Origin of the sequence: Gottfriedia sp. NPDC056225 (assembly GCF_042267765.1) — a bacterium.
Taxonomy (GTDB): Bacteria; Bacillota; Bacilli; order Bacillales; family Bacillaceae_G; genus Gottfriedia.
In genome coordinates this window covers 21145-33902 of the sequence record NZ_JBHJTJ010000003.1, presented here as the reverse complement: position 1 = coordinate 33902, position 12758 = coordinate 21145, and the positions used below count along the sequence as shown (strand labels likewise).

At 32.5% G+C, this 12758-nt stretch carries 11 protein-coding genes; 4 read left to right on the top strand and 7 right to left on the bottom strand.

Going from position 1 to position 12758, the window contains the following annotated elements:
• Complete coding sequence (locus tag ACFCYN_RS03575; protein ID WP_375947555.1) at window positions 1-453, bottom strand: MarR family winged helix-turn-helix transcriptional regulator; 453 nt, start codon at window positions 451-453, stop codon at window positions 1-3.
• 116 nt (window positions 454-569) lie between these two features.
• On the opposite strand from ACFCYN_RS03575, the gene ACFCYN_RS03570 reads away from it, so the two are divergent.
• Window positions 570-1010 (top strand): GNAT family N-acetyltransferase, encoded by a 441-nt coding sequence (locus tag ACFCYN_RS03570; RefSeq protein ID WP_172446053.1) that lies wholly within the window; start codon window positions 570-572, stop codon window positions 1008-1010.
• A 21-nt stretch (window positions 1011-1031) separates the two neighbouring features.
• The gene (locus tag ACFCYN_RS03565) at window positions 1032-1667 is read left to right on the top strand and encodes a YczE/YyaS/YitT family protein (protein ID WP_375947553.1); all 636 of its coding nucleotides are present in this window, start codon (window positions 1032-1034) and stop codon (window positions 1665-1667) included.
• A gap of 91 nt (window positions 1668-1758) precedes the next feature.
• Here the strand turns inward: ACFCYN_RS03565 and ACFCYN_RS03560 are convergent, their stop codons facing one another.
• The 5 genes from ACFCYN_RS03560 to ACFCYN_RS03540 all read right to left on the bottom strand — a co-directional run bounded on the left by ACFCYN_RS03560 (window position 1759) and on the right by ACFCYN_RS03540 (window position 9879).
• Window positions 1759-2526 (bottom strand): putative protein N(5)-glutamine methyltransferase, encoded by a 768-nt coding sequence (locus ACFCYN_RS03560; RefSeq protein WP_375947827.1) that lies wholly within the window; start codon window positions 2524-2526, stop codon window positions 1759-1761.
• 193 nt (window positions 2527-2719) lie between these two features.
• On the bottom strand, window positions 2720-3193 hold the full coding sequence (locus ACFCYN_RS03555; protein WP_375947551.1) for an SRPBCC family protein: 474 nt from the start codon (window positions 3191-3193) through the stop codon (window positions 2720-2722).
• 65 nt (window positions 3194-3258) lie between these two features.
• Complete coding sequence (locus tag ACFCYN_RS03550; protein ID WP_375947549.1) at window positions 3259-3777, bottom strand: cysteine hydrolase family protein; 519 nt, start codon at window positions 3775-3777, stop codon at window positions 3259-3261.
• Between the two features lie 366 nt (window positions 3778-4143).
• The gene (locus ACFCYN_RS03545; protein ID WP_375947547.1) at window positions 4144-8328 is read right to left on the bottom strand and encodes a S8 family serine peptidase; all 4185 of its coding nucleotides are present in this window, start codon (window positions 8326-8328) and stop codon (window positions 4144-4146) included.
• Between the two features lie 312 nt (window positions 8329-8640).
• Complete coding sequence (locus tag ACFCYN_RS03540) at window positions 8641-9879, bottom strand: helix-turn-helix domain-containing protein (protein ID WP_375947545.1); 1239 nt, start codon at window positions 9877-9879, stop codon at window positions 8641-8643.
• A gap of 714 nt (window positions 9880-10593) precedes the next feature.
• Between ACFCYN_RS03540 and ACFCYN_RS03535 the strand changes: the two genes are divergently transcribed.
• Window positions 10594-11484 carry a LysR family transcriptional regulator gene (locus ACFCYN_RS03535; RefSeq protein ID WP_375947543.1) on the top strand — a complete coding sequence of 297 codons (891 nt, stop codon included), beginning with the start codon at window positions 10594-10596 and terminating at the stop codon, window positions 11482-11484.
• A gap of 265 nt (window positions 11485-11749) precedes the next feature.
• On the opposite strand, the gene ACFCYN_RS03530 is transcribed toward ACFCYN_RS03535, so the two are convergent.
• Window positions 11750-12061, bottom strand: coding sequence for a hypothetical protein (locus ACFCYN_RS03530; RefSeq protein WP_375947541.1), 312 nt, complete (start codon window positions 12059-12061; stop codon window positions 11750-11752).
• Window positions 12062-12341: 280 nt separating this feature from the next.
• On the opposite strand from ACFCYN_RS03530, the gene ACFCYN_RS03525 reads away from it, so the two are divergent.
• A complete protein-coding gene (locus ACFCYN_RS03525) occupies window positions 12342-12566 on the top strand; it encodes a hypothetical protein (RefSeq protein WP_172446061.1) in 225 nt (74 codons plus the stop codon).
• Window positions 12567-12758: the final 192 nt, after the last annotated feature.

Sequence of the window (12758 nt, the reverse complement as noted above, 5' to 3'; positions counted from 1 at the left end):
TCAATAGTTTCTCTTGTTTCCTTTTTTTACAAATTCCCAATCTTTTTCTACATTTTTTCTTACTCTCTGTAGGAGATCAAAAACCGTTTCCATTTCACTATTTGTAAATCCCTCTAATGCAACGAGGTTAGAATAATCATTTTCCCTTTTTATAAACGGGTAAACATTTTCTCCTTGTTCAGTCGCAAAAAGTTTTTTTATTTTTTTATTCTCCTTATCCTCTTTCTTTTCAATAAAGCCAGCAATTTCAAGTTTCTTTATAGCCCGTGCAGCTGTTGTTCGATCTACTTTTATCATCTCAGCTAACTTTTCTTGAATGATTCCTGGATTTTCAACTATTCGTACGAGATACAAATACTGTCCTTTTGTAAGATCATATTCTTTAAATTCAATATTGCTGATCGAATCTAATGCCCTTGCAATCATTCCAATTTCACGAAGTATTTCCTTCATAATTTACTCCTTGTAATCATTTTTGTTGTAAATGCAATAAAATTTGTATATATTTAATTTAATCTAATTTTGTTGTATTTGCAACAAAACACTCTAAATTAAAAGGACTGATCAAAATGAATGCAAAAAAGGTAATAAATGATGAGGATTTAAAGATCGCGTTTTCTATAAGAAAAGATGTATTTGTGAAAGAGCAAGGCGTACCACTAGAAGATGAATTTGATCAATTTGATACACTAGATGGAATTTGCGAACACATATTAGTTCATTACAATGAGAAACCAGTCGGAACTGGAAGAATTAGGTTTGTTGATGGAGTAGGTAAATTGGAAAGAATCTGTCTCCTTGAGTCTTTCCGTAAATTCGGTCTGGGTAAAATTATTATTAAAGCACTAGAAAAAATCGCGGTAGAACGTGGGGCTACAAAAGTTAAATTGCATGGTCAAACACATGCAGAAGGTTTTTATAAAAAACTTGGCTATCATACTTCATCTGATATCTTTATGGAAGATGGAATTCCACATATTCTAATGCAAAAAGAATTGTCTGCTAATTAAATGTTAAATCGAACAAGGAAAATGAGTTATGTTTTTTTTGTATTAGGAATTTTAATTTTAGCACTTGGTGTTTCGATCACTATTCAATCGAATCTTGGAGTTCCCCCTTTTGATGCACTTTTAGTAGGGTTATCCAAAAATGTGGGGCTTACTGTTGGAAGTTGGGAAATAATTATTGCTTTACTATTGATATGTTTAAATTCAATTTTAAAAAGAAAAAGACCAGAATTTTTAGGGCTGATAACTGCATTTATAACAGGTGCTAGTATTGATATGTGGCTTTTTATATTACACGATTTTTTAGTACCCGAGTTATGGTATAGCAAAGTTATTTGGTTTGGAATTGGCCTAATTGTTTCAGGACTAGGAACTTCAACCTATTTACACACAAATTTCGCCCCGATTCCAGTTGATCGACTAACATTAATCATACAGGAATTAACTAAAACAAATTTATTTTTTTCAAAAACATTAATCTACCTCATATTCTTCATAATGGCATTAATTTTTAAGGGACCAATTGGCGTTGGAACTGTAATAACAGTTTGTTTTGGAGGTATAATACTCAATTATTTTATGCCCTTTACTAAAAAAATATTGGATCATGTATTAAGTCATTCTAGTAGCTATGATCAAGAAAAAAAACATTCTATTTAGCATAAATTAACCTATTATTTCTCGAATGCTGAATAAACTAAAAAACAGAAAACCTTAATTTTGGCTTTTCTGTTTTTTTTTGTTTATTTCACTAGCAAGGCTTTTTACCAATTACAATTGTAGCGTCGAATTCTCTATTATATAGAGAATGAGCTACTAATCCACATTGTGTAAAAAATTCTACAGTTTGAGGAGCTTGCATCTTGCTTGTCTCTACTAATAGATGGCCACCTGAAGCTAACCATAAAGGGGCATCTTCTGCTACTCTTCTATGAATATCATTACCATCAATACCGCCATCAAGTGCCACTTTTGGTTCATATAGCCGTGCTTCCAGAGGAAGAGATTTTATTGCCCCAGTTGGAACATATGGCGCGTTTGCTACTATAATATCAACATTTCCAAGTAAGTGAGCAGGCAGTGAATTATAAAGGTCGCCTTCAAATACAAAACCACCTTGTTTAGAAACATTGCGTTTAGCACATTGTACTGCATTATGATCAATATCGACTGCGTACAATTCAACCATCTCCACAGCATTGGAAATCGCTACACCTACTGCGCCAGTACCACAACAAAGATCGACCACTTTGACACCAGGTATCGAAAATTCAACAGCCTTTTGAACAAGGAATTCTGTCCGGCGGCGCGGAACAAATACAGCTGGGGCTACTTCGATTTTTATGCCGTAAAACTCTGCCCAACCTAGTATGAGTTCTAAAGGGGAACCAGTTGCTCGAAGGTTTACCATTGTTATAAGTTCTTCTATTGTTTGAGCTTTTGAAATTAGTAATTCAGTCTCTTCTTCTGCATAAACACATCCAGCGTTCCGAAGTTTCTCTATAATTTTATTTTCTATTTGCCCACTACCATAAATTTGATTTAGCTTTACTATAATTACCACCCAATCTTTATAAAGTTTATTAATGGGTGTTCGTTAAAAAATGGAATATACCTTCTTTTGCTAGTAGTGAATATTTTATTACAAAAAAAAGAATACCTTCTACTGAGATATTCTAGTTTTTTGGGCTTTTTATTTATTGTTACGTACATTATGACATATTTGCCAGGTATTCTTCAAGGCGTTCCATTGTCTGTTCAGCACCTGGAACGGCATATGTTTTCACTTTATCGAATACAGTAGATTCTTCTTCAAAAAGCGATCGATAAGTCAGTTTCGTCTTACCATCCAACTCCTCAAAGATTGCTGTTGCAACAAAATGTGGAAAAACATCATGTTTGAATACGATTCTCTCGAGTTGAACGAGCTCTACAATAAGATTAGTATTAGGGAAATCAACTCCATCAGGACCGTGCATTATAAACTCCCATCTACCACCAGGCTTCATGTCAAACTTTTGAAAAGTTGATGTAAACCCATTAGGACCCCACCATTTTGACAAGTGCTCCTCTTTCATCCATGCATCAAACACAAGTTCACGTGGAGAATCAAAAATTCGGGTAATCACAATCTCATTATCACCTACTTGAGTTGTGATTTTACTTGCTGCTTTATTTTGCTCCATGACCATCCCTCCATTTATTCTATAAAACTAAGTTTATCCGCATGTTGTATAGAGTTATTCAACTTTTAGCTAGATACTTCATCCTCTATGAACTTTAAAAATCTCTGATTCCATATATTTTCATAAAAATCTATCGTCTCTTTTGCAGACATAAACTGATTATTTAATGTAGACGTTGCTCTATGTACCATCATGTTTTCGTAACCTAATCCTTGAGCATATTTAATTGTAGCGTCCATACAGTATTCCGTTTGTGCTCCGCAAAATTCTATACTGCGTATATCTAATTGATCTAAAAGTTTTTTTAAGTTCGTTTTGTAAAAAGAATTTGCATGTATTTTCTGAATAAAAAAATCTTGTTCTTGAACATCAAGATTAGCATGTATAGCCCAAAGTTTTTCTCCTGGTATTAATTCTTCATCACAATGTTGAACAAAAACAATTGGTTTATTCAATTTTCTATATAAGGAAATTCTTTTATTTACTTTAAAAAGTAAATTTTCTAATTCAAATAAGTTCTCGCCGCTGTTACATACTCCGTTTTGCAAATCGATCACAATTAAAACATCTGCACATGTATTCATTACTTTCACCTCAATTAAATTAGTATTTTATTTATCATTTTATCATTTAAAGGGGTAGTATTCGTTTTTATTTTAATCATAAGATTTAAGTGTATTGTTCCAAATTAAAACGTATAAGTTTAATCACCACTCTATTTGCTTATCTCTGTCATCTATACCTCCATAAGGGTAACGTAGATAACATGATGAATGAGTTGCTTTAATTTCCCGATAAAATTCGACAAGCTTCTCTCGATTTTTTTTAAAGTTTTCATTGTACTTATATTTTTAAATCTTTCTTTTTGGTGATATGTCATTTCTATATATTGAACAAAAAAGACTCCGGTTTTATACCGGAGCCCTTAACACTATAAATTTATGATTCTATTACTTAATTCCTAATGCACTCTTAACAGTTTCTAAAGTTTGCCCTTTATATTTCGTTATCGGTGTTGGAGCATAGTTAATTGTAGGGTTTTGCATTAAGTAATTATTCTCTAAATATGCCATATCTTTTTCATCAACTACACCGTCAAAGTTAATATCTGCTTCACGTTTATTTGTTCCCCAGTATGTTTGTAAGTAAAGTGCATCCTTTACATCGATGACATCATCTTTATTTACATCCCCTGCATACGTTGGTTGTAATCCATATAGATAAAGGTTTTGATGAGTTACTTTTCCATCTTCATGGAATCCAATCGTAAAGTTTTTGTGCACTGTAAAATGTCCAGGGATATTGACTTGTAGCTCGTACGTATCATCCGTTAATGGTAAATTTGGTACTTGGAATGTATTAGAAGAATCATTTAACCCCTGGTAAACAGTACCGTTTGAACTTGTTGCTGTTATTTTTATGCCCAATTTTGAATAATCAAGCGTAGTTCCACCTATTGGTTGACCATTTGGAGCCAAGAATGCTTCTGCAGCTTTCGGTCCACGAAGTAAAGAATAAGTCGGGTCCATGTATGCTACGACTGGGTTGCCAGCCTGAACTGCAGTTGTCGAGTTATTGCTATCAGTTACTGTCACGCTACTTAATCCTGCTAACCCTTCGTAAATGGCAGGAGCTGCAGTATACGTATTACTCATTTTAAATGCTGCATCCGCAAGTTTTAAATCACCTGATAATGGAGCTACTCCATCTTTTGTTTTGATTGTAACTGTAGTTGTATAATTACTTGCTCCTGGAGCAACCGGATTATCTGTCACAGTCATGTCCACTTTATCAGCTACACTTGGATCAAGTGAAAGATTCATTGATGCAACATTTGCATAATGAGTAAATTTATAAACAACTTGTTTGACATCTTTTGCTTTGTTTAACATGAATGTCGCATGAGTTGTTTCACCCATTTTTGCCGAACGATCTTGAGGTTGTATATATCCATATGTTACGTCATCACGAGTAACAAATATATCTCTACCGCCTACATAAGTTTTATTCGTTGCCGCATCAACTGCATAGAAATTAAGTTCCATTGATCTTGTTGCAACTGTTGGAATTGTAACAGAGAATGTACCGTCAGGATTTACTGGTACTGCAATATCTCTTCCACCTAAATAATCTTTATAATAAACTTTTGTACTACCTTGATTAAAGTTCATACCAAGCTTTTGCATTTCTTCTGTTTCTTTATCATAAACCGAACCAGTAAATGTGACACTAGATTCACCATTTTTATATTTAACAATATCTGGAGCATTTACTGTTAGTTTAGGGGCTGTGTTGTCAAAATAAATTGGTGCTTCCTGTGAGAATGTTTTGCCTGCATCATTTGTACCAATTATTTTAATTTTGTAGTATCCAGGTTTCGCCATATCTGAAGTGTACTCGAATGGTTGGTCGTCGTTTCCTGTCGGCTTGTAATATTGGCCATTAAATACATCATTTACTGTGTATTTAATATTTTCATCCATTCCGAGACCGTCCATTGATCCGATATACCCTATTTCTTTACCTGTGTTGCCATCTTCAAGAATCGCGTCAAATGTACGCATATGTGATTTAAGACTCATCATCGCATTTGTATACACTAATTGGCCTGGAATCGCATAGTCAAATACTTGCGTAATTGCTTGTGGTGTAAACGATATTGGATTGATTCCTTCTTCCACTGTTTTAATCGCGAAAGGTAATTGGTATGTTTCAGCTGGATTATCATGGTTTGTATAAGTTACAAATCCTTCGTAAATACCTAATTTAGCTGATTTTGGTACCGTAATCGCTACAGTTGATTTCTTTTTCGAATTTGCCCCAACTTTAATGGATTTATCCGTCACAATTTGCACACCATTGTCGTCAGCATTTAATGATCCTCGGCGGTCAGCTTGGTACGTTACTTTTACATCATAAGTTTTTGCTTGATTACTATTGTTATATATATTAACTGAACGTTGGTCACTTATATTTTGTCCAGCTGGTGCAAACACACCAAATGCAAGCGCGCCAGTTAAGTCTTTAACTGTTTTAAGATTTCCTTTTTTATCTGCTATACCTTTCGTTTCGTCCACTACTTCAATTCTCGTTTGTGAGTGAATAGCTTCATAAGGATCTACTTGTCCAGCACCAGTTTCAAATACACTATAATCACCATTTAATGGGTCAGCTGTATTCATTAATGTTTGTTTCACTTGTGCTGGTGTTAAATTTGGATTTGCTTGTAATAATAAAGCTGCAACTCCAGCTACGTTAGGTGTAGCCATCGATGTACCAGATAAATTATCGTACGCATACTGATAATTTCCAATTTGATCTGCACCATGCATATAGGATGGAACTGTTGAGAATACTGCAACACCTGGTGCAGTTACTTCTGGTTTAATATCATATGTGATACGAGCTGGTCCACGAGAACTGAATGACGCCAATGTACTTCCTGGATTCGTTATTTGTCCCATTTCATCAAATGAGAATGTTGGCGTACCTGTACCAAGTTTAGCGATCAGGTCATTACCTTGCTCATATGACATAGAGAAGGTCGGAATCATTCCATAGCCCGCACCTAAGTATGCTGGAATAAACCCTTCACCAGCTATATTGTCAGCCATAAGAACTGCTGCTGCACCATGTTTTTGGGCAATTGTGATTTTATCAATCAGCGCATTTAAACCTCGTTTTACGAGTACGATTTTACCATTCACATCGATATTTTTATAATCAGTATCTGCACCGTAATTCGGTACTAAAACGATTGGTAAATTTTTACCTTTTAAACTATCTACGTTGTCGTTTAAACCTTTACCTAATAATTTTAAATCAGCACTTACATCAGACGTTCCATGTAATGTACCTTTTGATGTAGCAATGACTGTTTTTGTATCATTTGCACCCACTGTAATTGGCAATGCCGCAGCTCCAGGTGCACCTACTGTATACATGCCATTACCAGCATTACCAGCCGCTACAACTGCCGTTACACCAGAAAGGACCGCGTTGTTTAATGCAAGACTTTCAACATTTTCTGGATCATTTACGCTAGCGCCAAGTGATAAATTGATAACATCCATGCCGTCAGATATTGCCTTATCAATTCCACCTAAAACATTTTCTGTTGTACCTGAACCAAATTTTCCTAATACACGGTATACATACAAATCAGCATCAGGTGCTACACCCGTTACAGCATAGTCCGTATTATTTTTACCGCGACCAGCGATGATTCCTGATACATGTGTTCCATGTTCTGTGTAGTATGCTTCACCAGTAAGTGGATCTTTTTCCCCTAGCCCAGATTTTTTCCAATCATCGTAAGTTGTTTCCATTGGGTCTGCATCATTGTCAACAAAATCCCAACCTTTTACAGAACTAGGACTGATTGTCTTTGGATCAACACCAGGTTGTGCGCGATAGCCTTTATAAGCATCCGTTAAATCCGGGTGATTATAATCAATTCCTGTATCAATGACTCCTACTTTAACGCCCTTTCCAGTAAATCCTTCTGCGTGTAATTTGCTTACACCAGGAAATACTTCCGTTTCCGTTTTCGTTGTCGTACCTTGTGCACTTTCAGTTGCTTTTTCTGGCTCAATTTGAATCACATTATTTGGCCAAACAGCCTTAACAGCTTTAGATTTTAACAATGACTTAACTTTATTCGCTGGCAAGTCAATCGCAACACCGTTTAAGGTATTCTTGTAAGTTCGGTTAATTTTATAAAGATTTTTATTTTCTTTTAAATCATCTTTAAAAATGGTTTGTAAATCAGTTTTAAATGTATCTTGAGCATCGTCTGCCTTTTGTTTTGCATCATCAAGAGATAAACTGGTACCTTCTACAGCCTCTTCTAAAACGGCAACTTTTGCTGGCTGTTCTTTAAACTCGACGATTACTGATAGATTTTTAGAACTCTGTAAGTCTACTGAAGAAGGTAACTGTAATCCTTCTTGACTAGTAACATCTAATTTTTTTAAAGCTTGACGCTGCTCAGGCGTAAGCTTTGCAAGCACTTCTTCAATTGAAGATTGTGTTGCTGCCTTTACAATCGACTGATGTTGAGTTACTGGAAATGCATTGAATAATACACCAGTACTTAATGTCAAAACTGCTGTACTTTTGATTAAACGCTTCATCCTATTGTCTCCCCCATTTAAAAATTTCTCTTTCAAAATTGATTATACGGAGAGTTTACAGTTTCGACATTTTGACAAAAATTATCAATTTCATCATTTTTATCGATAAATTCCGACAATTCCCAACATTAAAACAATTATTTTCGACTAAATTTTAATCTAAATCTATTTTTTTCTAATAAATTTCAACAAAATCCAACCTTTATATTTTGTTTATTCAGAAATTAACACCGAATTCCATACATGATTTTCATTAATATAAAAATAAAAGACTCCGGTTTAATACACACCCAGAGCCTTTATAATAATTATTCAACTTAAAATACGAATATATTTTTCTTCTAGTTCTTTACTTAAAAAATCTCTATAATGCCAGATTGCTATTAAACATTTTTGAAATCTCTCGTGAATTTCAGAGTTTTTCACCTTTAATGCGACGTTTAAAATTTCATCTAAGCCTTCGTTTATTTGATTTGTTTCACATTTTAAAACACCAAGCGCATAGCAGTAATCTAAATAAAGATGTTGTTTTAATAAATTAGTAGAATTGCTCATTTCGACGATTTGGTCATGGTGATCTTCAATAAAGTTTTCAGCATCTTTTAAACGACCTAATTTGACATAACTTTCTAGAATTCTTGGTATTCCAACATAAAAATCATCACGGCTTCGCAACCAATTAAAATATGAATCAACAACTTGAACATCACCAAAATCAATCTGCGCTACATATCGATTTCCTGCAGCAAGATCTGCATAATAGTCATTAATTTCTTCATATCGATCAATTAAGTTTAAAACCTCATCTAAATTGTTTCCTAGTCTAGTTAAAGCAAATGCTTGGTACATTAATGCACGGCCTAAATGGTCTTCTATTTTCGCAATTTTTTCTAATCGCTTAGCATAATGTAAAACCTCATCCCATTGTTTTAACATATAGTAAGTAGCCGTAATCCATAAGATCGTTAATTCTTGAAATTTTGGTGGCATATATGAAATATATTCTAAAACACGAACTAAAACTAAACTCCCTTCGTTTGTTAAACGCGTCATATAAAACTTTCGAAAATAACTAATTGCAACTTCCTCTGTCGCTGTATTAGGCATATGTTCAATAATTAGTTCGTATAAAGGTAATGCTTCTTTTTCTTTCCCTTCTAAAAACAGTTGTTCAGCAGTAAAAAATAAATTTTGAAAATATTTAGTTCGAATTGCCTTTGACTTTTCCTCAATCATAACTGATAAAATATAAGATAATTCCGATTTAAAACCATTTTTCGCACACTCATAAACAAAAGCATCACTTCTCCTTTTATCTAAAAGATTTCGTTCATTAAAGCATAACTTTACATACCCCTTATAAAAGGATCCTTTAGGTAGATCGAAAGCTTCTGTTATGGCATCCAAATAATGTAAAGAAAGTGCTTTTTTGTTATTAAAAATTCTACTCATGTCACTGTAATGAATATCAGCATTAAATGCTAACTCTTTAAGATTCCATTTTTTTTTCTTCATCAACTTGGTAAATTCATAAAGTAGAAAATCATTCATGTTGCACCCCACCCACCTAATATTAATAATTTTTAATCTCTAAATATAAAAAGCAAAAATGCCATAAACCATTTTACAAATGGTTTACAGCATCAAAATTATTGTTTATTGGAATTAAATATGTTGAAATGCTAAGATGCTGTTTAAATTTGCGTGTATAAGATTTTGTGATTAATCCCATTTTCCATGTAGCTGCAACAACGACAAGTATAACTTGTCCGGTGCTAGAGGGATTGCATTCTGAATTCAACATCCACATAACCTGTCCATACTCATATTAAGTGGATCGCAACAAGTTAATATTTCCCAATAGTAATAAATAACAATAATGAGGAAAAAATGAATAAAAAAATTATTATAGAATACAAAACCAATTGCACTTCCAACTTAATACAGTTAAAAAAGTAACAATTTTAATATTTTTGTTTTTTTCTAAAATTTCAGAAAAGGAACCACTTAAACTTCCCAAATATTATATTATCTATATTGTAGTTATTTGAATTTGTCCTGTAAAACGCATAATAGTTTACAACGTATTAAGTATTTCTTAATTCTGTAATTTTCAGTAATTATATTCGCATAATAAATGGTAAAACTATTCACAAACATAAAAATAGTAAATTTTTCCATTATCATATTACTTATTAATAATTTAAAATGTTTAGAAACATATATATAATTCATTTACGTTTGATGGGGGAGAAGTAATTAACAATGAATATTGAACAATTAAAATATATCGTTGAAATATCGAAGGAAGAATCGATCACTAAGGCGGCTAAAAATTTACATATTTCTGCTTCAGCCGTTAGTCAAGCTCTTAGAGAGTTTGAAAAGAGAATAAATTTGAAGTTATTTATCCGTTTAAAAATGAAGACAGTTCCTACTGAAGCTGGCAAAGAAATCATTAATCAAGCTAAGAAAATAATAAATGAATTTGAAATATTAGAGGAAAAGATTGCAATTCAAAATGATACAAATCAAACTCAATTAAAAATTGCAACCCCTCCTGGATTAGTTTATTTAGTAAACGAATCGATTATTAATTTCAAAAAAGATTTCCCAAAGATTGATGTTCAGGTTTATGAATATGCTCCAGACCAAGTCCTAAGTAATATACCAGTTGGTCAGCCAGATATTGCATTCATATTTTCAGATGAAAGTAAACTAAAAGAAAATAAAGATGTACAATATGAACTTTTGACAATGACTAAATATTGCGCACTTGTTGGAAAAAACTCTCCTTTGTATAATTTAGACGAAGTTACACCTGAAGATTTACTCCATGAAAATTTTGTCCTGTATAACACTCCTTCACTTGTAGAGCACAGTCGTCAAATCGTAAAAAATATGAATATACATTTTATTTCAAATAATACAGAAAGTATACGAGAGGCAGTAAAAAATGGTTTAGGGATTAGTTTTGTCCGAGATATTACAATCAAAAATCATCCGGATACTTTTTCTGGTCAACTTAAGTCAATTCCTTTAAAATTCTCACCATATATTAGTGATGAACTCTGGACTGTTTATCTTAAAAGTAAACCTCTTACTAAAATTTCAAAGATCTTTATTAATTATATTCAAGCTAGTATAGAAAACTAACATCAAAATTATATCCAAAAAGACCAAATCTTTAGTGGTTTGGTCTTTTTAAATTATATTAGAATTCTATTATTACTTCATTACAAGAGCACTTTTTATCCGTTTTCCTTTGTAATAATAGAATAGGATATCTAACGGTTTAGTATGTTTTTAACATATATTTTCGCAAAAAAAAAACCTTCTAATTGAAGATCTTTAAGAGTTTTATCGAATCAATATATATAAGCAATGAAAAGTAGATTTCATTGCTCGGCATAGAAATAATTTATAATATACTCACATCATACATCAAATTGCAATTTGAAACAGAATTCTTTCTTAGTGAGTTAACTTTTTCTTCAAACTCCTCATATTTCTTTAATACTTCGTTAACTATACTAATAATTCCTAATCCTTCAAATGTGGGTACCACTTTAGAATCGTCATCACACTCAATTAATTTAAAACCAAAATCAATTTCTAAACAAATAATCGATTCTCTAATAACCTCTTCACTTACTAAAAATACTTCTGCTGCAATACGATAGGAACCACTTTTTATTATTTCATTTAGATGACTTAATTGTTCAATTTTCATACAGTTCCTCCTATATTACACCACTTAATATATAAATAATAGAATCTAACAGGGAAGGAGAAATCTTATTTAAAAATAAGATTCCTCATAGCAAAATCTAAACTGTTATCATTTTAGTTGGCAATTTCATTATATGCATAGTTGATTTGATTTTAATTTTGAAAAAAAATATCAACCTGAACTTTTTTTAATTATTTGTAATATAACTCTCACAATAAAAATTACACAAGCACCACTTTCTACTCGTTTTAATATAGTTATTTTAAAAGGAGTGATCAAAATGCCTTGGACTCAAAAAGTTAGATATTTAATCGGTCAACCCGTTGGAGTTTCATTTACAAACGGGCAAGGTACATCAGGTGTATTGTGTGGTGTATCCGGTAATAAGCTTCTAGTTTATGAATATATGTACCAAGCACAATTTGCTTTAAAACAGTACGATTTCCATACGATTCAAGATATTAATGGATTTCCACCTTGTCATACTCAACAACCACTTTATTAATGTAATGAATCATTTTTCTAGGTATTTATTTTTTCATTCACTTGCCTTAGATCACATTGTAAACATTAAAAAGAACAATAAAGACCTGCATATTATATGTAGGTCTTTTTTTATTTAAAATTATATTAATATATAAAAAAGCAGTGATTTATCGCCTTTTCAAATAGTCTTCCACAATGCAACAATGATTAT